The following is a 23,279-nucleotide window of genomic DNA, read 5'->3' on the forward strand; positions in this document are numbered from 1 at the left end:
CCGCGCGGGTCGGCGAGGGCGCGCGCCGGGCGGCGCGGCATCCGCTCGGGTATACATGGAGGCATGGCCGTCCGCACTCCCGACCCCGACCCGAACGAGCAGGGCGACGAGGGCGCCGCGCGCGATCCGCTCCGCGGGCTCGGCGCGTCGATGGGCCGCCCCGGCTCCGCGGGGAACCCCGCGTGGTTGAGCGACGTCGAACTCGCCGAGGCGCGGCGCCGCCTGCCGATGCTGTACGTCGAGGCCGTCCCGGTGCGACTGGACGGCATGGGCGCGGTGACCGAGGTCGGCATCCTGCTGCGGGCGACACCGATGGGCGAGATCTCGCGCACGATCGTGTCGGGACGCGTCCGCTACGGCGAGACCGTGCGCGACGCCCTGTTCCGCCACCTCGAGAACGACCTGGGGCCGATGGCCTTCCCGCTGCTCCCGCCGCAGCCGGCGCCCTTCACGGTCGCCGAGTACTTCCCCATCCCCGGGGTGAGCGCGTTCCACGACGACCGCCAGCACGCCGTGTCGCTCGCCTTCGTCGTGCCCGTGACGGGCACGTGCGAGCCGCGTCAGGACGCGCTCGAGGTCACCTGGATGTCCCCCGAAGAAGCAGCATCCGACGCCCTCGCCGCCGAGATGGAGGGCGGCCGCTCGACGCTCGTGCGCCAGGCGCTCGCCTCGGTCGGCGCCCTGCGCTGACCCCGCGCGAGCCTCAGTCGCGCGTCAGGCGCGACAGTTCGGCGACGAACGCGTCGACGTCGGACTCGGCGGTGTCGAACGAGCACATCCAGCGCACCTCGTTCTTCGAGGCATCCCAGTCGTAGAAGCGGAACGACTCGCGCAGGCGGTCGGCGACGCCGTCGGGCAGGATCGCGAAGACGCCGTTCGCCTGGGTCGGCTGGCTGAACCGCACCCCTGAGATCGACCCGTCCGCGAGTCCCGCCTCGACGGCCGACCGCAGCCGCGCCGCCATCGCGTTGGCGTGCCGCGCGTTGCGCAGGTAGAGGTCGTCCTCGTAGAGCGCGATCAGCTGCGCCGAGACGAACCGCATCTTCGAGGACAGCTGCATGTTGAGCTTGCGCAGGAAGGGGAGCCCGGTGGATGCCGCGGGGTCGAGCACGACGATCGCCTCGGCCGCGAGCGCGCCGTTCTTCGTGCCGCCGGCGCTCACGACGTCGACACCCGCATCGCGCGTGAAGGCCCGGATCGGCAGGTCGAGCGCGGCAGCGGCGTTCGAGAGCCGCGCGCCGTCGAGGTGCAGTCGCATGCCGCGCGCGTGCGCGTGGTCGGCGAGGGCGCGGATCTCGTCGGGCGTGTAGAGCGTGCCGAGCTCGGTCGACTGGGTGATCGAGACGACGAGGGGCTGCGCCCGGTGCTCGTCGCCCCACCCCCACGCCTCGCGGTCGACGAGTTCGGGAGTGAGCTTGCCGTCCTCGGTGGGCACGTTCAGGATCTTGATGCCCGCGACCTTCTCGGGAGCGCCGCCCTCGTCGACGTTGATGTGGGCGGTGGATGCCGCCACCACCGCACCCCATCGCGGCAGCATCGACTGGAGCCCCGTGACGTTCGCCCCGGTGCCGTTGAACACGGGGAACGCCTGCGCGGCGTCGCCGAAGTGACGCGCGAACACGTGCTGCAGGCGCTCGGTGTAGACGTCCTCGCCGTAGGCGATCTGGTGCCCGTCGTTCGCCGCGGCGAGCGCGGTGAGGACCTCGGGGTGGACCCCGGAGTAGTTGTCGCTGGCGAAGGAACGGACCGTCGGGTCGTGGAGCGTCGTCACCCCTCCAGCCTAGGTCGCCGAGGCGCCCCTTTCCCGTGTCGGGGGTCGGCGATACCCTCGCCGCATGAGCGACGCGACGCCGGCATCCCGCACCGTCCCGCCGGGCGGCATGCGGACCTTCCTGCACGTGCTGGTGAACACGGCCGTCGCGAACATCACGACGAGCTTCCTCTGGTTCGCTCTGACCTTCTGGGTGTACCTGCAGACGGAGTCGGTGCTGGCGACCGGCATCATCGGCGGCGCGTACATGCTGCTGCTCGCGATCTTCGGCATGGTGTTCGGCACGCTCGTCGACCGCTTTCGCAAGCACGCCGTCATGGTCTTCTCCGGCGTCTTCACCCTGGCCGCCTTCCTCGCCGCCGGCGCGATCTACCTCGCGCAGCCCGAGTCCGCGATCCTCGACCTCGGCGGGCCCTGGTTCTGGATGTTCTCCGGCATCATCCTGATCGGCGCGGTGGTGGAGAACCTCCGCAACATCGCGCTGTCCACGACGGTGACCCTCCTGGTGCCGACGGAGCGCCACGCGAACGCGAACGGGCTCGTCGGCACCGTCCAGGGCATCGCGTTCATCGTGACGAGCGCGCTGTCGGGCCTCGCGATCGGGCTGGTCGGCATGGGGTGGACGCTCGCCGTGGCGATCGCCTTCACCGCCGTGCCCCTCGTCCACCTGCTGTTCGTCCGCATCGCCGAGGACGCGCCCGTGCCGGATCCGGGCTCGAAGATCCTCGACATCCGGGGTGCCGCCGCGGCCATCCGCGCCGTTCCCGGGCTGTTCGCGCTCATCCTCTTCTCGACGTTCAACAACCTCATCGGCGGCCTCTACATGGCGCTGATGGATCCGTACGGCCTGGATCTGTTCGACGTCAAGCTCTGGGGCGTCGTGCTGGCCGTGACCGCGACAGGCTTCCTCATCGGCGGCGGCATCGTCGCGGCGAAGGGCCTCGGCAAGAACCCGATCCGCACCCTCCCTCCTGGCCGTCGCCGTCATGGGTCTCCTGGGCGCGGTCTTCACACTCAGAGAGTGGTGGTGGCTCTACGCGGTCGGAATCTGGGCATACATGACGCTCGTCCCGGTGATCGAGTCGGCCGAGCAGACCGTCATCCAGAAGGTCGTTCCGTTCGAGCGGCAGGGGCGGGTGTTCGGCGCCGCGACGGCCCTCGAGGTGTCGACCGGCCCGATCACGTCCTTCGCGATCGCGCCGATCGCCGAGTTCTGGGTCATCCCCTACCTGCGCACCGACGAGGGCCGGCGCACCTGGTCGTGGCTGCTGGGAGAGGGGGAGATGCGCGGGATCGCGCTCATCTTCCTCGTCGGAGGGCTGATCATGGTGGCTGCGGCGCTCGCCGCGTTCCTCACGCGCTCCTACCGGACGCTGTCGGCGGAGTACCGCCAGGCGCCCGAGACGACCGAAGCGGATGCCGGGGGTCCCGGCATCCCGTCCTCGTCCCGCGAAGCCGCCGGCGGCGTCGCGGGGGACTGACGACGCCGCGGTGCACTGACCCGCGGCGACCGGCATCCCCCCGACGCCGGCCGCCGGCGGGTCAGGCGTCGGTGGCCCGGATGCCGGCGACGCCGGCGATCACGGGGCGCATCTTCTTCTCGAGGGCCTCGAAGAACATCGAGAGCGGGAACTCGTCGTCCATCACCGCGTCGGTGTATCCCTTCGGCGGTCCCGCGAGGATCTCGTCGGGCAGACCGCGCGCCCACTGCGAGGCGGGGTGGGGCGTGACCGTCTGGCGCACGAGGTCGTAGGCGGCGAGCCAGTGCGCGACCTTCGGGCGGTCGATGGACTCCCAGTAGAGGCGGTCGATCGCGTCGCTCAGTGCGATGACGGCGTCTGCGACGCGGTCCCACTCGAAGGCGAGCGAGGTGTCGGTCCAGTGGAGCACGCCGCGCTGGTGCAGCCACGCGAACAGCAGCTGCCCGCCGAGGCCGTCGTAGTTGCGTACCCGGGTGCCGGTGATCGCGAAGCGGAAGATCCGGTCGAAGATGACGGCGTACTGCACGAGGCCGGCGTGCTCGAGCATCTCGGTCTCGGCATCCGTCAGCTGCGCCTTCGCCGACAGGTCCTTCTCGATCGCGACGCACTCGCGGAATGCGGTGAGGTCGCACCGCAGCTCTTCGAGCGAGTACAGGAAGAACGGCATCCGCTGCTTGATCATGAACGGGTCGAACGGCAGGTCGCCCCGCATGTGGGTGCGGTCGTGGATGAGGTCCCACATGACGAACGTCTTCTCGGCCAGGCGCTGGTCGTCGAGGAGTCGTGCGGCGGCGTCGGGCAGCTCGAGTCGGGTGATCTCGGATGCCGCGCGCACGACGCGCCGGTAGCGCGCCGCTTCGCGGTCCTGGAAGATCGCGCCCCACGTGAAGGTCGGAACCTCGCGCATCGCGACCGTCTCGGGGAAGAGGACCGCCGAGTTGGTGTCGTAGCCGGGGGTGAAGTCGAGCAGGCGGAACGAGACGAACAAGCGGTTCGTGTAGGTCTGCTCGAGCTCTGCGATGAACTCCGGCCAGATCGTCTCGACGAGCACCGCCTCGACTTTGCGGTCGCGCGTGCCGTTCTGCGTGTACATCGGGAAGACGACCAGGTGTCGCAGCCCGTCGATGCGGTGCTGCTGCGGCTGGAAGGCGACGAGCGAGTCGAGGAAGTCGGGCACGCCGAACCCATCCGAAACCCAGCGGTCGAAGTCGGCGACGCTCGCGTCGAGGTAGGCGGCGTCGTGCGGGAACGCGGGGGCGAGGGCGCGGATGCCGGCCGTGATCGCCTCGACGTGTGCACGGGCGGTGTCGTGGTCGGCGGCATCGGGCACCGAGCCGTCGGTGACTTGCAGGTCCTGGAGGGCGGTCGCGGCATCCCGCAGCATCGTCCATGCGGTGGAGGTCTCGGCCTGGCGGGCGTCTTCGACGACCTCGGGCATTCCGATGATCGTCGACGTGCTGACGGTGCTCATGGTGGACCTCCTATCGGTTCCTCACGGTTTCCTCGCGATACGGCGAGAATATTTCCTGTGATATCAGCCTAAGGCCGTAAGGATCGCGTGTGCAAGACGGCTGCGGTAGCGTCGGAGCGTGCCCGCAGACGAGACCGACCCCGCCGATTCCGCGATCATCACCGCGCTGTCGGCCAACGCCCGCGCCACGCTGGCCGAGCTGTCGGGCGTCGCGGGGCTCTCGGTCTCGGCGACGCAGGCGCGGGTGCGTCGCCTCGAGGCGAGGGGTCTGATCTCCGGCTACCGCGCGGTGATCGACCCGGAGGTCGCGGGCAAGCCGCTCGCGGCTTTCGTCGAGATCACGCCGCTCGACCCGGGCCAGCCCGACAACGCTCCTGAGCTGATCGCACACCTCGACGAGATCGAGGCCTGCCACTCGATCGCGGGGGATGCCGCCTACATGCTGTTCGTGCGCGTGGCCACCCCGCGCGACCTCGAGCGGCTGATCCGCGACATCCGTTCCGCCGCCTCGGTGAACACGCGCACGACCGTCGTCCTGCAGACCTTCTTCGAGCACCGCCCCCTCTCTCCGGCCTGACCCGCCCCGCGCGCGGGGGGGTGTCAAGGGGAGGCGGCCGGCGCGGTCGCCGCCTACCGTGGCAGGATGAGCGACCACCCGATCGGTTCCGAGGTCTTCGTCGTCGCCAACGCCCGCTCGGGCGCCTCGCTGGGGCGACCCGACCGCGTCCCCGATGTGCAGCGGCGGATGCCGGGCGCCACCGTCCATCGCCTCGGTGAGGACGAGACCCTCGACGAGGTCGTGGCGGCGGCTGTGGCCGGTGACACCCCGCCGCAAGTCCTTGCGATCCTCGGCGGCGACGGGTCCGTCTCGCGAGCCGCGCACCTGGCACGACGCCACGACCTCACGCTGCTCGTCCTGCCGAACGGCACGTTCAACCACTTCGCGCGCTCGGCGGGCATCGACGACGTCGACGCGGGGCTCCATGCGTATGCCGCGGGACACGTGCGGCCCGTCGCGGTCGCCGAGGTCTCGGTCGACGACGGCGACGCGATCACCGTGCTCAATGCCGTCTCGCTCGGCGCCTATCCGGAGTTCCTCGCCGAGCGCGAGCGCCGCACAAGCCTCGGCAAGTGGTGGGGCGGCGCCGTGGCCGCGTGGCGCGAGGTCCACGGCGCGCACCCCGTCGACGTCGCGCGCGGCGGTAAACGAGCCCGGGTGTGGTCGGTGTTCGCCGGGGTGGGCCGCAACGACCCCGGTCGGATCGCGACGATGCAGCGGGCGACGCTGCACGACGCCGTCATCGACGTCCGCGTGCACCACGCGCGTGGCTCCCGGCTGCGCGCCGTCGCCTCGCTCGCCTTCGGGAAGAACACCGTGAAGGTCCTCCGCGCCCTCCGGGTGATGCCCCCGGCATCCGATCTGGAACGCATCCTCGACGACGACTTCGTCCTCGAGGTAGGCGCCGGGAGCGCACCCGACATCTGGGTCCACGACGGCGAGCTCGAGGAGGTCGGCAGCGACGGGTTCCGGATGCGGGTGCGCGCGGTCCACGGCGGGCTGCGCGTCTACCTCCCCGCCGCACGCGACTGACCCCGGGATACATCCTGCGGCGGATGCCGCGGCCCGCCCGACCGCGTAGCGTCGGGGGAGTGTTCCGCCCGCTCCGTCCCTACCAGGCCGCCGTCGACGCGGCTCTGGCGGTGCTGTTCGCGCTGGTGTCGCTGCCCTACGAGCTGAACAGTGCGACGGGTCCGTCGCTTATCGGCGGATGGTCGGCGATCCCCGTCGTCTTCCTCATGTCGATCGCGCTCGGCCTGCGTCGGTACTCGCCGGGCCTCGCCCTCGCCGTGGCGTGGATCGGTGCCATCACGCAGATGGGCTTCGGTCGCGGCCCCGGGTTCTCCGACATCGCGATCTTCGCCGTGCTCTACGCCACGGCGGCCTACGGCTCCCGCCTCGTCTTCTGGCTCGGGCTGTCGTCCGTGGTCGTCGGGTCCGGCACGATCACGATCTACCTGTTCCGGTGGGCGTTCCTCGGTTCGGGATCGCTGTCCGACGTCCCGACGCTGATCTTCGTGCTGCTCGCCGCGCTGTTCGCCCTCGGGCTCAGCTGGACGGCCGGCGCCCTCGTCCGCACCGCCCTCCGGGCGCGGGCCACGCGCGTGGCTCAGACCCGGGCCGAGGCCGAGACCGCCGCCGAGCAGGAGCGCACCCGTATCGCCCGCGACATGCACGACATCGTCGCGCACTCGCTCGCCGTGATCATCGCGCAGTCCGACGGGGCGCGGTACGCCGCGGCATCCGATCCGCAGGCCCAGTCCGAGGCGCTCGGGACGATCTCGGCGACGGCGCGTGCCGCGCTGTCGGACGTGCGCCTGCTCCTGACCCAGATGCGCCATTCGCAGGCCGAAGGGCCGCAGCCGACCCTCGCCGACCTCGAGCAGTTGTACGCGCAGGTGCGGGCTGCCGGCACCCCGCTGCGGGTCGACGTCGACCCGGCACCGCGGGCCGAGATCCCCGCCTCGGTCCAGCTCGCGGTGTACCGCATCCTGCAAGAGGCGCTCACCAACGCCCTCCGCCACGGCGGGCCCGGCGGCGTCGACGTCTCGCTCTCGTGGCACGCCGATCGTGTCGACTTCTCGGTCCGCAACGACCTGCCCCCCGATCCGTCGAGCGAGAAGCGCGCCCCCGGGCACGGCCTCATCGGCATGCGCGAGCGGGCGCAGCTGATCGGCGGCCGCGTGGACGCCGCCCCGGCCGGGTCGTCGTTCCTCGTGTCCGGATCGCTGCCGATCGGCGCGCCCGCCGCATGACCCCCTCTGGAGACCCCGCATGACCCCGATCCGCGTCGTCCTCGTCGACGACCAGGCCCTGTTCCGCGCCGGCATCCGCATGGTCGTCGCCTCGCAGCCCGATCTCGAGGTCGTCGGCGAGGCGTCCGACGGGGCGCAGGCGATCGAGGTCGTCCGCGCGACGCATCCCGACGTGGTCATGATGGACATCCGGATGCCGGTGATGGACGGCCTGGCTGCGACCGAGGCCCTGCTGGCCGACCCCGACCCGCCCAAGGTGGTCATGCTGACGACGTTCGACCTCGACGAGGCGGCCGCCCGTGCCATCCAGCGCGGCGCGAGCGGGTTCCTCCTGAAGGACGCCGATCCCGAGTTCCTGCTCGCCGCGATCCGCACCGTCCACGCCGGATCGTCCGTCATCGCCGCCGCCGCGACCCGCGACCTGTTCGCCTCGCTGGGCGAGCCCGCCCGTCCCGTCCCGCCCGCCTTCGGTGCGCTCACCGACCGCGAGCGGGAGATCTTCGCGCTCGCCGCGCGAGGGCTGTCCAACGCCGAGATCGCGGCGCGGGAGTTCCTCTCCGAGGCCACCGTGAAGACGCACGTCAGCCGCATCCTCGCCAAGCTGAGCCTGCGCGACCGGGTGCAGCTCGTGGTCTTCGCCTTCGAGCACGGGCTGGCCTGACCGCACGCCCCGCGAGGGTGGATGCCGGATCATCCTCGCGATGTACGCGGAGGCGCCGTCAGGCCGACGCGGCGGTGGGGGCCTGCTTCGTAGCGTCGAAGGCATGGAGATCACGACCACCGACCTGGGCCTCGCCGCCCGCGTCCAGCACCTGACCAAGACCTACGGCGGAGGCGAGTCCGCCGTCCGCGCGCTCGACGACGTGACCGTCGGCATCCGCCGCGGCGAGTTCACCGCGATCATGGGCCCGTCGGGCTCGGGCAAGTCCACCCTCATGCACATCATGGCGGGACTCGACGCCCCCGCCGCCGGCCGCGTCTGGATCGGCGACACCGACATCACGACGCTCTCGGACGTCGAGCTCACCATCCTGCGCCGGCGTCGAGTGGGCTTCGTCTTCCAGTCCTTCAACCTGGTTCCGACCCTCGACGCGATCGGCAACATCCTGCTGCCCTTCGACCTCGACGGCCGACGTCCCACGTCGCAGGAGCGCACCCGCATCGACGGCCTCGTCGAGACGTTGGGTCTCGGTCCGCGCCTGCGGCATCGGCCCCACCAGCTCTCGGGCGGTCAGCAGCAGCGCGTCGCGATCGCCCGGGCGCTCGCCACCGCCCCCGACCTCGTCTTCGCCGACGAGCCGACCGGCAACCTCGACTCGCGGAGCGGACGCGAGGTGCTCTCCCTTCTCGCTGCGGCGAGCAGGGAGCACGGGCAGTCCATCGCGATGGTCACGCACGACCCGGTCGCCGCCTCGTACGCCGACCGCGTGCTCTTCCTCGGCGACGGCCGCATCGTCGCCGACAAGCCCCGTCAGAGCGCCGAGCAGATCTCGGCCCACATGCTCAGCGCGGAGGTGACCGCATGACCACCCTGACCGCTCCGGTCGCGCCCGCACCCGCCGTGCCCGACACCGCTCGCTCGTCCCGCCTCGCGTGGCTGCGCGAGCGGGGGATGGGGGCGACGATCCTCATCTCGGCCATCTCGACCGCCTTCGGTGTCGTCCTGCTCTCGGCGACCGGCTACATCTCCGCGGTGCTCAGCGCCAACCCGATGTACGGGTCGTCCGACACGATGACCGCCGTGCTGGTGCTGCTGAGCGGCATCCTGCTCGCGGTGGCCGTCTACGTCGCCGCCATCGTGACGGCCAACACGTTCTCGACGATCATCGCCGGCCGAACCCGGCGGATCGCCCTTCTGCGCCTCATCGGCGCGACCGCACGTTCGCAGCGCAGCGAGGTCGCGCGGCAGGGACTGATCGTCGGTGCGATCGGCGCCCTCCTCGGGCTCGTCGTGACGACCCTCGCGATGGTCCCCGCGATTCCCTTCCTCGATCGGGCCCTCGGGGTCACCTCGGACTGGTCGCCCCTGCAGCCGGTGCTGCTCCTGCCGACGATCGCGGTCGCCCTGACGACGTGGGTCGCCGCCTGGTCGGGGTCGCGTCGTGTGCTCACCGTCACGCCGCTCGAGGCCCTCGGCGGATCCGTCGAGCGCTCCCGCGAGCAGATCGCCGAGGGTCGGGGGCGGAAGGCCGCGGCCATCGTGCTGGGTGCGCTCGGCGCCGTCCTCCTCGGCGGGGGACTGCTGCTCGGTCTGCTCAGTCCGGTCGGCGTGCTCGTCGCGTTCTTCGGCGGGCTGTTCAGCTTCACGGCCGTCGCGATCAGCGCGGTCTCGATCATGCCCCCGCTCCTGCGGGCGACGGGTCGGTTCTTCGGACGGTCGGTCACCGCGCGTCTGGCCGCGGAGAACGCGGTCCGCTATCCGGAACGTTCGAGCCGCATGGCCATCGGTGTGGTCATGGGCGTCGCCCTCGTCGTGATGTTCGCCGTCGCCGCCGAGTCGGTGAAGGCCCTCGTCACCGCCTCGGGCGGCGGCGAGCCCGACCCGGCCTTCAACGAGATGATGGACGTGTTCTCGACGGTCATGATGTGCCTCGTCGCCGTCAGTGCGATCATCGCCGCCGTCGGCCTGGTCAACCTCCTCACGATCGGTGTCGTGCAGCGCAAGCGAGAGCTGGGTCTCCTGCGTGCGCTGGGCCTGACGTCAGCGCAGATCCGCCGGATGGTGCTCATCGAGGCTGCGCACGTCACGATCACGGCGCTGCTGTTCGGGCTCACCCTGGGCGTGCTCTACGGCTGGGTCGCGGCGCAGTCGCTGCTCGGATCGGTCGCCGTGCCGCCGCTGTGGATGTCGCCGACCTTCGTCGCGCCGGCCGTGCCCTGGCTCCCGGTGGTGATCGTCGTCGTCGCGACGGCCGCTCTGACCCTGGCCGCCGCGGTCGCCCCCACGCGGATCGCGACGCGCACCGCTCCCGTCGAGGCGCTGTCGGAGTGAGACCGCCGCCCCTCCGCGTGACCTGTCCGGGTCACGCGGAGGGGCGGCATCCGTTCGTCACGCCTCGTCGGCGGCGGGTGGGTCGTACGACCAGGTGGGCGCGAGCGCACGCAGGCGGATGCCGCGGTACTGCCACGCCGCCCACAGCAGCGGCCACAGGGGCACGGCCGCGGCGCCGCCGATCGTGAGGCGGTCGCGCCACAGCGTCTTCGACGGATCGCCCGGCAGGGCACTCACCGCCATCTGGTGGTCCCAGACGTCGAGCGCCGCGAGCGGGCCGGTGAGCGGGATGCCGCTGTCGCGGAAGATCCGCACGGGTCCGTTGGCATCCTCGGTCTGGCGGTCGCTGGCGTGGATGAGCTGCTGGCCGACCGGGATGAGGCCCAGTGCGCGGATCTCGACGGGCACGTCGGCTCCCGCCTCGAACGAGGTCGGCAGCGCGGCGGCCATGGGTCCCATCTCGAGGAGCGGGCCGTACAGTTCGGTCACCGCGCGGGGGGAGTGCAGCGCGCGCCAGGCGGCGTCGGCGGTGCAGTCGAGCTCGAGCTTGAGGAGGATCCGCATGCGTCCACTCTCGCATTCCTCGAGGGCGGACAGGCGCGGTTCCGCGCTCGCGGCCCTCTCGTCACGCGACGTCACGCCCGTCGGCGACGCTCGTACGCTGGAAGGATGACCGCGAGCCCTTTCGATCAGTCCCGCTACCAGCTGCGCTTCGACTGGGGGCAGGAGGGCCTGCGCCGACTCGCCCCGGCCGACGTCGTCGTGGTCGTCGACGTGCTGCGGTTCTCGTCGACGGTGTCCGCGCAGGTCGCGGGCGGCGACGCCGTGCCGCACGACGAGGCCGCGCACGCCGTCTCCCGAAACGGCGCCGCCGTCGCGTCCGCTGCGGCGGAGGCCGGCGCCGTCGTCCTCCTCGGGTGCCTCCGAAATGCGACCGCGGTCGCCCGCGCGGTGCTCGCCGAGCAGAACCGTCGTGCGGCGCGGACGAGCGTCAACGTCATCGCCGCCGGCGAGCTGTCCGGGCCGGCGGATGCCGCGCTCCTCCGCTTCTCCGTCGAGGACCAGCTCGGTGCCGGCGCGGTGTTCGCCGCCCTCGAGGCGCTCGGGCTCGACCATTCGTCGCCGGAGGCGGCCGCGGCATCCGAGTCGTTCCGCGGGCTGCGATCCGCCGTCCGTCACCTGCTGACGGCCAGCGGATCGGGTCAGGAGCTTCTCGAGGTCGACCGTCGTGCCGAGGTGCTCGCCGCTGCGGTGCACGACGCCGACGACGCGGTCCCGGTCCTGCGAGACGGCGCGTGGCGCGCGTACGAGGCGGTCAGCGCGGGGTGAGGGCCGCCCGCCGGGTCTCGGCGGTGATCTCGCGGCGGCGCCACGTGATGAGGTGGCGCTCGTCGAACGTGGGCGCGCAGCGCGCGCACGAGGTCGCCCGGGTCGCCTTGCGGTGACGGTAGGCGACGTGGCCGGCCGGGCAGACACCGACCCAGGGCGCGAGCTCCGTGGCCGTCTCGCCGCGGTGCGTCACCCCGCCGGTGTAGCCGAGCGAGCGCGCGACGCGCTTCCAGTCCGCGCCGTGACCGGCGGCGGCGCCGGCGATGGCGTGCGCGATCTCGTGCAGGATCGTCTGCCGGTTCGTCTCGGCGTCGTAGCGTGCAGCCAGGTAGCGCGACAGGGTGATGCGCTTGCGCAGGTAGTCGCACGCGCCCGCGCGACGCTTGGCGTTGTCGAACGAGAAGCTCCACGAGTCGTCGAGCAGCTGCCGCAGCAGGGCTTCCGCCTCGCGGCGGACGTCGATCAGATCGCTCATGGCAGCACGATAGAACGCATGTACGACACTCGCCGGTAACGGCTCAGCTGGCGACCGTGGATCGGTTGCGGCGCCGGTCGACGGCATCGATCGCCAGCAGCGTGGACTCCAGCTGCTCCTCGGGCGCGCCCGCCTCCTGGCGCAGGAAGAGGGCCTTCTTGAAATCCGCGCGCGCGGCGGCGTCGTCACCCGCGTCGAAGTGCACCTTGCCGCGGTGCTGGCAGCCGAAGGCGGCGACCGCGGCCCAGCCCTGGCCCTCGGCCTCCTCGACGCACGTGTTGAGCTCGTGGATCGCCGCGGCGTAGGCGCCGCGGAACTGCTGGACGGTGGCGTGCAGCATCCGAGCCCGCAGCAGGTCCTTGCGGGTGCCCGCCATCCGCGCAAGGCGGACCGACTCCTCCGAGACGACGAGTGCGTCGTCGAGACGCCCGGTCACCTTGAGGAGCCACACCTTCTCGAGCATCGCCGCGAGGCTGCGCTGCTCGCCGAGCTCGACGAGCCGAGCCTGGCATTCGTCGAGGTCGACGATCTCTCGGAGTGTCTCCGGGTCGTATCCCTTGATGAAGCCCACGGCCAATCCTTCCCACCCAGCGACGTGTGCCTCCAGTGTCGCCGCGCTGTGCCCGGAATCGGCTGAGGGCGCGCCGTGCGTCGTGGCCTCAGCGGTCGAAGACGGATGCCGCGGGCTTCGGCGAGGGGGTGGCGTCGGCATCCGTCATGATCCGCGCGTCGCGCGCGAACGCCTCGAGCTCCGCACCGTGGGCGACCTTCGCGGGGTGCGGGCCCGCCGCCATGAGACGCGGCAGCCAGTCCATCGGCAGGGGCGCGGGGGAGGCGGCGATGACGATGTTGCCGAATCGGCCGCTCTTGAGCGTGCCGACCTCGGCGAGGATCACGACGTGCTCGAGCACTGACCGCACGGTCGCGACCTGGCGCCTCGCGAAGGCGAGCCCGCTGCCGTCGGCGATGTTCACAAGCAGGATGCCGGTGGGGGCGAGGAGTCCCGCGAGGATGCGGTAGTACTCGACGCTCGTGATGTGCGCCGGGGTCTGCGCGCCCGCGAAGACGTCCGAGACGACGAGGTCGACGTTGCCCACGATGCCCGCCGGCAGGCGTGCCGCGACGTCGCGCGCGTCGCCGATGCGCACCCGCAGCTGACCCGTGCGCGGGAGCGGCAGGTGCTCGCGGACGAGGTCCACGAGCGCCTGCTCGAGCTCGATGACCTGCTGGCGCGATCCCGGTCGGGTGTGCTCGACGTAGCGGGGGAGGGTCAGGGCGCCCGCACCCAGATGCACCGCCGTGAGGGGCTCGCCCGGCATCCCGATCTGGTCGATGACGGCACCCATGCGGGCGATGTACTCGAAGTGCAGGTGCGACGGATCGTCGAGATCGACGTGCGACTGCGGGGTGGTGTCGACGATCAGTTCCCAGCCGCCGGCGAAGCGCCCCGGCACGATGCGTGCCTGCCGCCCGTCGGACAGTCTCGCGACAGGCGGATCGATCGGGTCGCGGGAGCGGGCCATTCGTCTACGGTAGCCCGCAGGAAGAAACACGATCGAGATGCAGATGTAACCGCTTGCCCGCAGTGCGGCAGGTAGCGTCAGCGGCATCCCTTCGGCAGCGCCGCCCACCAGGCGTGCTGCCGACGAGCCTCATCGGAAGGTGCACAGCAATGCTCCCCATTTCCAGGAAGCGGGTGGTCGCGGGCGCCGCGGCCCTCGTCATCGGTGCGCTCGCGCTCAGCGCGTGCGCCAGTCAGCGCGGCGAAAGCGGCGAAGGCGAAGGCGCGGCCGACGTCGACGGCACGTTCGTCTTCGGCGCGTCGGCCGACCCGGCCAGCCTCGACCCCGCCTTCGCCCAGGACGGCGAGACCTTCCGTGTCTCGCGCCAGATCTTCGAAGGCCTGGTCGGCACCGAGCCCGGCACCGCCGACCCCGCACCGCTGCTCGCGGAGTCGTGGGAAGCCTCCGACGACTCGCTGAGCTACACGTTCGCCCTCAAGGAGGGTGTCACCTTCCACGACGGCACCCCGTTCAACGCCGAGGCCGTCTGCTTCAACTTCGACCGCTGGTACAACTGGGAGGGCCTGGCCGCCAGCGAGGCGCTCGGCTACTACTACAACAAGCTCTTCAAGGGCTACGCGTCGAGCCCCGACACCGCGGTCTACGACTCCTGCACCCCTGATGGAGACACCTCGGTCACCATCGCCCTGAAGAAGCCGTTCGCCGGCTTCGTGGCGGCGCTCTCGCTCCCGGCCTTCGGGATGCAGTCGCCGACCGCCCTCGAGGAGTACAGCGCCGACGAGGTCGGCGGCACCGCCGAGGCTCCGACCCTCAGCGAGTACGCGATGGGCCACCCCGTCGGCACGGGCCCCTACAAGTTCGACGAGTGGGCGCCGGGCGAGCAGCTCACGCTGAGCTCGTACGAGGACTACTGGGGCGACGCGGGCCAGATCGACGAGATCATCTTCCGCGTCATCGACGACCCGACCGCACGCCGCCAGGCGCTCGAGTCCGGCTCGATCGACGGCTACGACCTCGTCGGCCCCGCCGACACGGCCGCCCTCGAAGAGGACGGCTACACCATGGTGTCGCGCCCTCCCTTCACGATCCTCTACCTCGCCTTCAACCAGGCGGTCCCCGAGCTGCAGGACCCGAAGGTCCGCGAGGCGCTCTCGTACGCGGTCGACAAGGACGCGCTGATCTCGCAGGTCCTCCCCGAGGGCACCGAGAAGGCAACGCAGTTCATGCCGCCGACCGTGAACGGCTGGAACGCCGACGTCACGACGTACGACTACGACCCCGAGAAGGCGAAGGAGCTCCTCGCCGAGGCCGGCTACGACGAGTCGAACCCGCTGACGCTGACCTTCAACTACCCGGTCAACGTCTCGCGTCCGTACATGCCGGACCCCGAGCAGATCTTCACGGTCCTGTCGTCGCAGCTGAACGAGGTCGGCGTCGAGACCACCCCGCAGTCGAACGAGTGGGGCGAGTACCTCGACCTCATCACCGGCGGCACGGACCACGGCATCCACCTGCTCGGGTGGACGGGTGACTACAACGACACCGACAACTTCCTGGGCGTCTTCTTCGGCCAGAAGTCGGCGGAGTGGGGCTTCGACAACCCCGAGCTGTTCGAGGCGCTGACCGATGCCCGCGGTATCGCCGACCTCGATGAGCAGACCCAGGTCTACTCCGACATCAACGAGCAGGTCGCCGAGTTCATCCCCGGTGTCCCGCTCGCCCACCCGGCTCCCACCCTGGCCTTCGACCCCCGCGTCGAGAGCTACCCGGCGAGCCCGGTGAACGATGAGGTGTTCAGCGAGATCGTCCTCACGAAGTAAGCCGATCGAGGTGGCTTCGGCCGCCTGACCGGTGCGGGGCGGGAGATCCTCCCGCCCCGCACCGACCTCCACGAAAGCGACACCCGTGCTGCGAACCATCGGCAAGAGACTTCTGCTGCTGATCCCCACCCTCCTCGGCCTGAGCATCCTCCTGTTCTGGTGGGTCCGAACCCTCCCCGGCGGGCCCGCGCAAGCCCTGCTCGGCGAGAAGTCGACCCCCGAGGCGGTCGCCCGCATCAACGAGCTCTACGGCTTCGACCGGCCGCTCCTCGAGCAGTACTTCACCTGGATCGGCAGGCTCCTCTCCGGTGACTTCGGCAGCTCGCTGCAGACCAGTCGTCCGGTGCTCGAGGAGTTCCTGCGCCGCTTCCCCGCGACGATCGAGCTCTCGATCGCCGCTCTCATCATCGCCGTCGGCGTCGGTGTGCCCCTGGGTTACTGGGCGGCCCGCCGTCACGGCAAGGCGGCCGACAGTGCCGCGGTCGTGTTCAGCCTGCTCGGCATCGTCGTGCCGGTGTTCTTCCTGGCCTTCATCCTCAAGTACGTCTTCGCGGTCCAATTGGGCTGGCTGCCCTCGGACGGGCGGCAGAGCCCCCGCATCGACGCGACGCACTACACGAACTTCTACGTGCTCGACGGTCTCATCACGGGGGAGCTCGACGCCGCGTGGGATGCCGTCCTGCACCTGATCCTGCCCGCGATCGCGCTCGGCACGATCCCCCTCGCCATCATCGTGCGCATCACCCGGGCATCCGTCCTCGAAGTCCAGAACGCCGACTACGTGCGCACCGGCAAGGCGAAGGGCGTGCCCGGGGCGCTGCTGCGCAACCGCTTCATCCTGCGCAACGCGATGCTCCCTGTCATCACGACGATCGGCCTGCAGGCGGGCCTGCTGCTGTCGGGGGCCATCCTCACCGAGACCGTCTTCGCGTTCCCGGGCATCGGGTCGTTCCTCGCCGGTGCGATCTTCAACCGCGACTTCCCCGTGCTGCAGGGCTTCATCATCTTCATCGCGATCGTCTACGCGCTCATCAACCTGCTCGTCGACGTGTCGTACAGCCTGATCGACCCGAGAGTGAGGGTCTCATGAGCACCGTCCTTCCCCCCGCCGCCGGCGGCAGCCCCGCCGAAGACGCCACCGCCGTCGACCTGAAGGCCGGCAGCGGCGGCGCGCCGCGCGGCGGCTTCTGGCACGACGTCTTCCGCCGTCTGCGCCGCAGCCCCACCGCCTGGGCGGGCCTGGCCATCGTGCTGCTGTTCGTGATCGTCGCACTGGCGGCGCCCCTGCTCGCGCCCTACCCCGAGACGGCCCTCCCGGGTGCGCGCGAGATCACCCCCACCTTCATCCCCGGACCGGGCGAGATCGCGTCGTTCCCCCTCGGCCTCGACCGCTTCGGCGGCGACGTGCTGTCCAAGCTCATCTGGGGAGCGCAGTCGTCACTTCTGATCGGAGTCGTCTCGACGGCCTACGGACTGATCGGCGGGATGCTGCTGGGCCTCATCGCCGGCACGTTCGGCGGCTGGGTCGACAACGTCATCATGCGGCTCGTCGATATCCTGCTCTCGGTGCCGAGCCTGCTGCTCGCCGTCTCGATCGCCGCGATCCTCGGGCAGAACCAGAACTCGGTCATGATCGCGATCGGTGTCGCGCAGGTGCCGATCTTCGCGCGCCTGTTGCGCGCCTCGATGCTGCAGCAGCGCTCGGCGGACTACGTGCTGTCGGCGCAGACCCTCGGCCTCGGCCGCGGGCGCATCACCATGACCCACGTGCTGCCCAACGCGGTCGGCCCGGTCATCGTGCAGGGCACGCTGTCGCTCGCGACCGCCGTCATCGACGCCGCTGCACTGTCGTTCCTCGGCCTCGGCGGCGGCCGCCCCGAGACGGCGGAGTGGGGGCGCATGCTCACCTACGCGCAGGCGGAACTCGCCATCGCACCGTGGCTCGCCTTCCTCCCGGGCATCTGCATCGCGATCACCGCGCTCGGGTTCACGCTCTTCGGCGAGGCCCTGCGCGAAGCCATGGACCCCCGGACCCGCGGGCGCTGAGCATGACCCGGCGGGTCCTGATCGCCGTGATCGTGCTGCTCGTCGTCGTGGTCGCGGGGCTCGTCGCGGGGTACCTGCTCGGCGGGTTGGGCAACGCGGCGGTTCCCTGACTGCTCGGGGGTACCGCTGCGCGATCCCGGCGGGTCGGACAACAGGGCCCCTTCCCCGTCTGTCCGGCCCACCAGGATCGCTTCGCTGCCCGGGCGCGCGGGCGGCGGCGGCTCGAATTCAGTCTGCGAGGGGTGCGGTGTGCGGGATTCCGCGCCCTGGGGTCCTGAGAGGCTCTCGCGAGACTGAATACGGAACGCGGGGGCGGCTCAGCGAGGCGTCGAAGGGTCGCCGGCGGGCGGGTCAGACGGCGATGTCGAGCTCGTTGCCGGGGATCGAGGCGAGGAGGTTGCGCGTGTACGGGTCGCGCGGGTTGGTGAAGATCTCCTCGCTCGAGGCGGCCTCGACCAGCGCACCGTCCTTCATGACGCAGACGTAGTCGCTGATCAGCCGCACGACGGCGAGGTCGTGCGAGATGAAGAGGTAGCTCAGGCCGTACTCGGTCTGCAGGTCGCGCAACAGGGTGAGGATCTGATCCTGCACGAGCACGTCGAGCGCCGACACCGGCTCGTCGCAGACGATGAGCTCCGGCGAGAGGGCGAGGGCGCGGGCGATCGCGACGCGCTGACGCTGACCGCCCGAGAGCTCCGACGGGTAGCGCCGGAGCGTCGACTCCGGCAGGGCGACGTCGTCGAGCAGCTTCCGCACGCGTGCGGCGCGGTCCTTCGCGGAGCCGCGGTTGTAGAAGTCGAGAGGCTCCTGCACGATCCGTTCGATCGTGAACATGGGGTTCAGCGACGAGTACGGGTCCTGGAAGATCGGCTGCACCTTCTGCCGGAACTCCCGCAGCTGACGACCCTTGAGGGATGCCACGTCGGTGCCGTCGAAGCGCATCGTGCCCTCCGTCGGGTCGACGACCTTGAGCAGCATCCGCGCGGTCGTCGTCTTGCCCGAGCCCGACTCGCCTACGATCGCGACCGTCTCGCCCCGCGGGATCGAGAACGACACGTCGCGGACGGCGGCGAAGTCCTCCTTCTGCCCGCGGACCTTGTAGAGCTTGGTGAGCCCCTCGACCTCGACGATGTTGTCGACCGGCTTCGGCGCGGCATCCGGTGTCGACGCCGTGAACGCCTCGGGGCGCAATCGCGCGACGGCGACGGACGGCGCCGCCTTGACGAGGGACTGCGTGTACGGATGCTGCGGCTGTTCGAGGATCTGCCGGGCGGGGCCCTGCTCGACGATGCGGCCGCGGTGCATGACGACGACGCGGGCGGCGCGTTCGGCGGCGAGCCCGAGGTCGTGCGTGATGAGGAGGACGGAGGTGCCGAGCTCGGTCGTCATCCGGCCGAGCTGGTCGAGGATCGTCTTCTGCACCGTCACGTCGAGCGCGCTCGTGGGCTCGTCGGCGATGAGCAGGCGGGGGTTGCAGGCGAGGCCGATCGCGATGAGGGCCCGCTGGCGCATGCCGCCCGAGAACTCGTGCGGGTACTGCTTCGCCCGCTCCTCGGCGTTCGGCAGACCCGCCGCGGCGAGGGTCTCGACGACCTTGCGGTCGACGTCCTTCTTGGTCGCGAGCCCGTGCGCCAGCAGGGTCTCGGCGACCTGCGTGCCGATCTTCGACGTCGGGTTGAGGTTCGACATCGGGTCCTGCGGGACGAGTCCGATCTGGGCTCCGCGGATGCCGCGCATCGTCGCCTCGGACGCTCCGACGAGCTCCTGCCCGTCGAGGCGGATGCTGCCCTCCGCGACCTTGCCGTTGCCGGCCAGCAGGCCGACAACGGCCATCGCGGTCGTCGACTTGCCCGAGCCGGATTCGCCGACGATCGCGACCGTCTCACCCGCGGCGAGGTCGAGGTCGACGCCCTCCACGGCGCGCACCGGTCCGTCGATGGTCTGGAACTCGACCGCGAGGTCGCGCACCTGGAGCAGGGGCGCGCCGGCGGCGGGGGTGGTGGCGAAGGGCATGGGTCCATCCTGCCCTCCACCCGCCGCGGGTGCACGGGTGGATCGCCGGCTTTACCGAGCCGTAACGCCGGTCAGCCGTCGCGGCGGGCGCCCTCGGACGGTCGCACGGTGAAGACGTGCGGCTCGGTGTAGCCGGCGGAGGCGAACGCCGCGAGCACCGCGTCGCGCACAGCCGGCACGGCGGAGCGCTCGACGAGCGCGATCGCCGAACCGCCGAAGCCGCCGCCCGTCATCCGTGCGCCGATCGCGCGGTGCTCGCGCGCCGTCTCGACGGCGAGGTCGAGCTCGGGCACCGAGATCTCGAAGTCGTCGCGCATCGAGGCGTGCGAGGCGTAGAGCAGCTCGCCGATGGCGCGCGGTCCGTGCTCCCGCAGCGTGCGGACGGTGTCGAGCACGCGCTGGTTCTCGGTCACGATGTGGCGCACACGACGGTAGGTCACCTCGTCCACGAGCTGTTCGACCTGCGGCAGCTGGTCGACGCGCACGTCGCGCAGGGCGGGAACGCCCATCGCCGCGGCTCCGCGCTCACACGCCTCCCGGCGTTCGCGGTAGCCGCCGGTCGAGTGTGCGTGGGCGACGCGAGTGTCGATCACCATCAGCTCGAGCCCCGCGGCGTCGAAGCCGAGGGTGACCACCTGCGCGTCGAGGCTGCGGCAGTCGAGAAAGGTCCCGGCATCCGTCTCACCGAGCATCGACGCCATCTGGTCCATGATCCCGGTCGGGGCGCCGACGGCCTCGTTCTCGGCGCGGCGTCCGGCCTGCGCGAGGGTGACTCGGTCGAGACCGAGCCCCCACACGTCGTTCAGGGCGGAGCCGGTCGCGCCCTCGATGGCGGCGGAGGACGACAGGCCGGCGCCGACGGGCACGTCGGAGGCGAACACGAGATCGACGCCGGTGACGGATGCGGCATCCGTCCCGGTCGCCTGCAGCAGCGCCCATGCGACGCCGAGCGGGTAGCGCGCCCACTCGACGACCTCGCCGCGGCGCTCCGGGAAGAGCGCGTCGAGGTCGGCGAGGGCCACCTCGACCGGTGCGGTGTCGAAGGTCGACACCACGCGGATGCGGCCGTCGGAGCGACGGCCGAGCGCGATGTGCGTGCGGTGGGGGGTTGCGAACGGGAAGACGAAGCCGTCGTTGTAGTCGGTGTGCTCGCCGATCAGGTTGACGCGCCCCGGCGCCGACCAGAGTCCGACCGGCTCGCTGCCGGTGAGGGTGGAGAAGAGGCCGTGGGCCTCGCCGGCAGCGGTCACAGGGTGATCCCTTCGATGGCGGTGCGGAGGCGCGCGGCGGCGTCCTCCGGCGGGACGTCGCCGATCCAGGCGCCCATGGCGGCCTCGGATCCGGCGAGGAACTTGAGCTTGTCGGCGGCGCGGCGGGGGCTCGTGAGCTGCAGGCTCAGGCGGACGGTGTCGCGGCCGACGCGGACCGGCGCCTGGTGCCAGGCGGCGATGTAGGGGGTCTCGGACTCGTAGAGCGCGTCGACGCCGCGCAGCAGGCGCAGGTAGAGCGGCGCGAGCTCGTCCTTCTCGGGCTCCGAGAGCGTCGCGAAGTCGGCGACGTGACGGTGCGGGAGCAGGTGGATCTCGAGAGGCCAGCGCGCGGCGAACGGCACGAAGGCCGTCCAGTGCTCGCCGCGCAGCAGAACGCGGGGGCCGGCCTGCTCGAACTCGAGGATGCGCTGGAACAGGTCGGGCGCCGTCCGGTCGATCGAGTCCAGCAGGCGGGTGGTGCGCGGGGTCACGTAGGGGTAGGCGTAGATCTGACCGTGCGGATGCTGCAGCGTCACCCCGATCGCCTCGCCGCGGTTCTCGAAGGGGAAGACCTGTTCGATGCCGGGCAGGGCCGACAGGGCGGCGGTGCGGTCGGCCCACGCCTCGATGACGGTGCGGGCGCGGGTGACGGTCTGGGTGCCGAAAGAGCCGGTGCGCTCGGGCGAGAAGCAGACGACTTCGGTGCGGCCGACGCTCGTGCGGGTGCGGCCGAGGCCGAGGTGCGCGATGTCGTCGAGCCCGCGCGGCGGGTCGATCGCGGCGGGGACGTCGTCGGTCGCCTCGGCGAGGGCGGGCCCGAACGAGGGCGACTTGTTCTCGAAGACGGCGACGTCGTACACCGAGGGGATCTCGGACGGGTTCGACGGCGACTGCGGGGCGAGCGGGTCGAGCTCGGCGGGCGGGAGGAACGCGCGGTTCTGGCGATTCGCGGCGACCGAGACCCAGTCGCCCGTCAGGACGTCCTGCCGCATCGTCGCCGTCTCGGGGCGGGGGTCGAGGTCGCGGGTGTCGACGGCGCGCGCGGTGCCGAGGGCCGTCCCGGGGTCGTCGAAGTAGATCAGCTCGCGGCCGTCGGCCAAGCGCGTGCGGCGCTTGACGACGCCGGCACCGAGCTCGGTCGTCTCGGCGGGGGTGGGCTCGAACTCCGTCGTGTTCACGTCAACACGGTAGCTGAGAGGCGTGTTATCGTCAACATCACGCGGATCTCCGGAGTGATGCCGGGGCCGCACCGGGGGAGGATGCCGTGCAGCGACGCGTCTCGATGGCCGACGTGGCCGCGGCCGCGGGTGTGTCCGGCCAGACCGTGTCGCGTGTCGTCAACGGCAGCCCGCGGGTCGATCCCGAAACCCGGGCCCGCATCGAGGCCGCGATGGCCGAGCTCGGCTACCGGCCGCACCGCGCCGCGCGCGCCCTGCGGACGGGGCGCTCCGGCACGATCGGCGTCATCGTCGCGACCCTTTCGACCGTCGGCAATTCGAGGATGCTCGAGGCCGTGGCATCCGCCGCCGCCCGGCGCGACCTCGCGGTCACCCTCATCTCGCTCGCCGAGCGCGCGGACATCGCCGACGCGTTCGACCGTCTGCACGACCTCGGCGTGGACGGGGCGATCGTCCTCAACGAGGCGACCGCGATCGCCGAGGGGGCCACCCCGCCGCCGGATCTCGCGCTCGTCGCGGTCGACTCGCCCGGTGGAGCATTCGCGACCGTCCAGTCCGACCACGCGGGCGGGGCCGAGGCGGCCACGCGCCGGCTGCGGGATGCCGGTCGCCGCGCGATCGCGCACGTCGCCGGCCCGGTGGGCTCGTTCGCCGCCGCGGAGCGGGAGCGGGGCTGGCGTGCGGCGCACGACGGCTCGACGTCGCGGGAACCGCTGCGCGGGGACTGGGGCGCGGCATCCGGCCACGCGGCGGGCGTCGTCCTCGCCGCCGAGCCCGACGTGGACGCCGTGTTCGCCGCGAACGACCAGATGGCGCTCGGTGTCCTGCGCGCGCTCGCCGAGGCGGGCCGCGACGACGTCGCCGTCATCGGGTTCGACGATGTGGCGGATGCCGCCGACTACCGCCCGCCGCTGACCACCGTCCGACAGGACTTCGCCGCCCTCGGCGAGGCCGCGGTGGCCGCGCTCACCGCGACGCTCGACGGCGCCGCGCCCACGCGCACCGTGGTCCCGACGACGCTCGTCGCCCGCGCGTCCGGCTGACGCGCGCGCCGTCGCCCGCGGGCCGTCGCCCGCGCGAAGCGCCCTCTCCTGGCGAGAGCGCCCGTCCGAGCGC

21 protein-coding genes and 1 pseudogene are annotated in these 23,279 nt (G+C 71.6%); 13 read left to right on the forward strand and 9 right to left on the reverse strand.

The genetic code is table 11. From position 1 onward, the window contains the following. Window positions 1-63: 63 nt before the first annotated feature. Window positions 64-690: an NUDIX hydrolase family protein gene (locus ACIGEP_RS16095; protein ID WP_396662653.1), complete on the forward strand. Its 627-nt coding sequence runs from the start codon at window positions 64-66 to the stop codon at window positions 688-690. A gap of 13 nt (window positions 691-703) precedes the next feature. Here ACIGEP_RS16095 and ACIGEP_RS16100 read toward each other — a convergent pair whose 3' ends face one another. Further along, window positions 704-1,771: a threonine aldolase family protein gene (locus ACIGEP_RS16100; protein WP_396662654.1), complete on the reverse strand. Its 1,068-nt coding sequence runs from the start codon at window positions 1,769-1,771 to the stop codon at window positions 704-706. Between the two features lie 64 nt (window positions 1,772-1,835). Here ACIGEP_RS16100 and ACIGEP_RS16105 point away from each other — a divergent pair. Next, window positions 1,836-3,252: pseudogene (locus ACIGEP_RS16105) on the forward strand (MFS transporter). Between the two features lie 61 nt (window positions 3,253-3,313). Here ACIGEP_RS16105 and ACIGEP_RS16110 read toward each other — a convergent pair. Then, the gene (locus ACIGEP_RS16110; RefSeq protein ID WP_396662655.1) at window positions 3,314-4,723 is read right to left on the reverse strand and encodes a DUF6421 family protein; all 1,410 of its coding nucleotides are present in this window, start codon (window positions 4,721-4,723) and stop codon (window positions 3,314-3,316) included. Window positions 4,724-4,841: 118 nt separating this feature from the next. Between ACIGEP_RS16110 and ACIGEP_RS16115 the strand changes: the two genes are divergently transcribed. The 6 genes from ACIGEP_RS16115 (at window position 4,842) to ACIGEP_RS16140 (ending at window position 10,529) form a co-directional block, all read left to right on the forward strand. Continuing rightward, entirely contained in the window at window positions 4,842-5,300 is a 459-nt protein-coding gene (locus ACIGEP_RS16115) for an Lrp/AsnC family transcriptional regulator (protein ID WP_396662656.1), read from the forward strand. 66 nt (window positions 5,301-5,366) lie between these two features. Beyond that, window positions 5,367-6,314 carry a diacylglycerol/lipid kinase family protein gene (locus ACIGEP_RS16120; protein WP_396662657.1) on the forward strand — a complete coding sequence of 316 codons (948 nt, stop codon included), beginning with the start codon at window positions 5,367-5,369 and terminating at the stop codon, window positions 6,312-6,314. Between the two features lie 59 nt (window positions 6,315-6,373). Continuing rightward, window positions 6,374-7,537 carry a sensor histidine kinase gene (locus tag ACIGEP_RS16125; RefSeq protein WP_396662658.1) on the forward strand — a complete coding sequence of 388 codons (1,164 nt, stop codon included), beginning with the start codon at window positions 6,374-6,376 and terminating at the stop codon, window positions 7,535-7,537. 19 nt (window positions 7,538-7,556) lie between these two features. Next, a complete protein-coding gene (locus ACIGEP_RS16130; RefSeq protein ID WP_396662659.1) occupies window positions 7,557-8,198 on the forward strand; it encodes a response regulator in 642 nt (213 codons plus the stop codon). 103 nt (window positions 8,199-8,301) lie between these two features. Beyond that, on the forward strand, window positions 8,302-9,063 hold the full coding sequence (locus tag ACIGEP_RS16135) for an ABC transporter ATP-binding protein (protein WP_396662660.1): 762 nt from the start codon (window positions 8,302-8,304) through the stop codon (window positions 9,061-9,063). Continuing rightward, window positions 9,060-10,529: an FtsX-like permease family protein gene (locus tag ACIGEP_RS16140; protein WP_396662661.1), complete on the forward strand. Its 1,470-nt coding sequence runs from the start codon at window positions 9,060-9,062 to the stop codon at window positions 10,527-10,529. The genes ACIGEP_RS16135 and ACIGEP_RS16140 overlap by 4 nt, the downstream gene beginning before the upstream one ends. Before the next feature lie 57 nt (window positions 10,530-10,586). Here the strand turns inward: ACIGEP_RS16140 and ACIGEP_RS16145 are convergent, their stop codons facing one another. Beyond that, window positions 10,587-11,093, reverse strand: coding sequence for a hypothetical protein (locus ACIGEP_RS16145; protein WP_396662662.1), 507 nt, complete (start codon window positions 11,091-11,093; stop codon window positions 10,587-10,589). A 105-nt stretch (window positions 11,094-11,198) separates the two neighbouring features. On the opposite strand from ACIGEP_RS16145, the gene ACIGEP_RS16150 reads away from it, so the two are divergent. After that, entirely contained in the window at window positions 11,199-11,858 is a 660-nt protein-coding gene (locus ACIGEP_RS16150) for a 2-phosphosulfolactate phosphatase (RefSeq protein WP_396662663.1), read from the forward strand. Here ACIGEP_RS16150 and ACIGEP_RS16155 read toward each other — a convergent pair. From ACIGEP_RS16155 to ACIGEP_RS16165, 3 genes are all read right to left on the reverse strand, one after another. Next, window positions 11,845-12,333 carry a SprT-like domain-containing protein gene (locus ACIGEP_RS16155; RefSeq protein WP_396662664.1) on the reverse strand — a complete coding sequence of 163 codons (489 nt, stop codon included), beginning with the start codon at window positions 12,331-12,333 and terminating at the stop codon, window positions 11,845-11,847. The two genes, ACIGEP_RS16150 and ACIGEP_RS16155, sit on opposite strands and share 14 nt — an antisense overlap. Before the next feature lie 43 nt (window positions 12,334-12,376). Further along, complete coding sequence (locus tag ACIGEP_RS16160) at window positions 12,377-12,904, reverse strand: hypothetical protein (RefSeq protein ID WP_396662665.1); 528 nt, start codon at window positions 12,902-12,904, stop codon at window positions 12,377-12,379. 88 nt (window positions 12,905-12,992) lie between these two features. Further along, window positions 12,993-13,856: a spermidine synthase gene (locus ACIGEP_RS16165; protein WP_396662666.1), complete on the reverse strand. Its 864-nt coding sequence runs from the start codon at window positions 13,854-13,856 to the stop codon at window positions 12,993-12,995. 149 nt (window positions 13,857-14,005) lie between these two features. On the opposite strand from ACIGEP_RS16165, the gene ACIGEP_RS16170 reads away from it, so the two are divergent. The 3 genes from ACIGEP_RS16170 to ACIGEP_RS16180 all read left to right on the forward strand — a co-directional run bounded on the left by ACIGEP_RS16170 (window position 14,006) and on the right by ACIGEP_RS16180 (window position 17,722). Beyond that, on the forward strand, window positions 14,006-15,676 hold the full coding sequence (locus ACIGEP_RS16170) for an ABC transporter substrate-binding protein (RefSeq protein WP_396662667.1): 1,671 nt from the start codon (window positions 14,006-14,008) through the stop codon (window positions 15,674-15,676). Window positions 15,677-15,761: 85 nt separating this feature from the next. Continuing rightward, on the forward strand, window positions 15,762-16,766 hold the full coding sequence (locus ACIGEP_RS16175; protein WP_396662668.1) for an ABC transporter permease: 1,005 nt from the start codon (window positions 15,762-15,764) through the stop codon (window positions 16,764-16,766). Continuing rightward, complete coding sequence (locus ACIGEP_RS16180; RefSeq protein ID WP_396662669.1) at window positions 16,763-17,722, forward strand: ABC transporter permease; 960 nt, start codon at window positions 16,763-16,765, stop codon at window positions 17,720-17,722. Before ACIGEP_RS16175 ends, ACIGEP_RS16180 begins: the two co-directional genes overlap by 4 nt. A 351-nt stretch (window positions 17,723-18,073) precedes the next feature. Here ACIGEP_RS16180 and ACIGEP_RS16185 read toward each other — a convergent pair whose 3' ends face one another. The 3 genes from ACIGEP_RS16185 to galT form a co-directional block, all read right to left on the reverse strand. Next, window positions 18,074-19,735 (reverse strand): ABC transporter ATP-binding protein, encoded by a 1,662-nt coding sequence (locus ACIGEP_RS16185; RefSeq protein WP_396662670.1) that lies wholly within the window; start codon window positions 19,733-19,735, stop codon window positions 18,074-18,076. 71 nt (window positions 19,736-19,806) lie between these two features. Further along, complete coding sequence (galK, locus tag ACIGEP_RS16190) at window positions 19,807-20,985, reverse strand: galactokinase (RefSeq protein ID WP_396662671.1); 1,179 nt, start codon at window positions 20,983-20,985, stop codon at window positions 19,807-19,809. Then, window positions 20,982-22,163 carry a galactose-1-phosphate uridylyltransferase gene (galT, locus tag ACIGEP_RS16195; RefSeq protein ID WP_396662672.1) on the reverse strand — a complete coding sequence of 394 codons (1,182 nt, stop codon included), beginning with the start codon at window positions 22,161-22,163 and terminating at the stop codon, window positions 20,982-20,984. The genes galK and galT overlap by 4 nt, the downstream gene beginning before the upstream one ends. 104 nt (window positions 22,164-22,267) lie before the next feature. Between galT and ACIGEP_RS16200 the strand changes: the two genes are divergently transcribed. Continuing rightward, on the forward strand, window positions 22,268-23,206 hold the full coding sequence (locus tag ACIGEP_RS16200; protein WP_396662723.1) for a LacI family DNA-binding transcriptional regulator: 939 nt from the start codon (window positions 22,268-22,270) through the stop codon (window positions 23,204-23,206). The last annotated feature ends 73 nt before the right edge of the window (window positions 23,207-23,279 follow it).

Origin of the sequence: Microbacterium sp. NPDC077663, from assembly GCF_044542795.1 — a bacterium.
In the GTDB taxonomy this organism is placed as follows: Bacteria; Actinomycetota; Actinomycetes; order Actinomycetales; family Microbacteriaceae; genus Microbacterium.

Coding starts and splice junctions, on each gene's coding strand:
- ACIGEP_RS16095 (WP_396662653.1), top strand. CDS start 64: ATGGCCGTCCGCACTCCCGACCCCGACCCGAACGAGCAGGGCGACGAG.
- ACIGEP_RS16165 (WP_396662666.1), bottom strand. CDS start 13,856: ATGGCCCGCTCCCGCGACCCGATCGATCCGCCTGTCGCGAGACTGTCC.
- ACIGEP_RS16185 (WP_396662670.1), bottom strand. CDS start 19,735: ATGCCCTTCGCCACCACCCCCGCCGCCGGCGCGCCCCTGCTCCAGGTG.
- ACIGEP_RS16120 (WP_396662657.1), top strand. CDS start 5,367: ATGAGCGACCACCCGATCGGTTCCGAGGTCTTCGTCGTCGCCAACGCC.
- ACIGEP_RS16135 (WP_396662660.1), top strand. CDS start 8,302: ATGGAGATCACGACCACCGACCTGGGCCTCGCCGCCCGCGTCCAGCAC.
- ACIGEP_RS16200 (WP_396662723.1), top strand. CDS start 22,268: ATGGCCGACGTGGCCGCGGCCGCGGGTGTGTCCGGCCAGACCGTGTCG.
- ACIGEP_RS16140 (WP_396662661.1), top strand. CDS start 9,060: ATGACCACCCTGACCGCTCCGGTCGCGCCCGCACCCGCCGTGCCCGAC.
- ACIGEP_RS16155 (WP_396662664.1), bottom strand. CDS start 12,333: ATGAGCGATCTGATCGACGTCCGCCGCGAGGCGGAAGCCCTGCTGCGG.
- ACIGEP_RS16170 (WP_396662667.1), top strand. CDS start 14,006: ATGCTCCCCATTTCCAGGAAGCGGGTGGTCGCGGGCGCCGCGGCCCTC.
- ACIGEP_RS16150 (WP_396662663.1), top strand. CDS start 11,199: ATGACCGCGAGCCCTTTCGATCAGTCCCGCTACCAGCTGCGCTTCGAC.
- ACIGEP_RS16130 (WP_396662659.1), top strand. CDS start 7,557: ATGACCCCGATCCGCGTCGTCCTCGTCGACGACCAGGCCCTGTTCCGC.
- ACIGEP_RS16180 (WP_396662669.1), top strand. CDS start 16,763: ATGAGCACCGTCCTTCCCCCCGCCGCCGGCGGCAGCCCCGCCGAAGAC.
- ACIGEP_RS16145 (WP_396662662.1), bottom strand. CDS start 11,093: ATGCGGATCCTCCTCAAGCTCGAGCTCGACTGCACCGCCGACGCCGCC.
- ACIGEP_RS16110 (WP_396662655.1), bottom strand. CDS start 4,723: ATGAGCACCGTCAGCACGTCGACGATCATCGGAATGCCCGAGGTCGTC.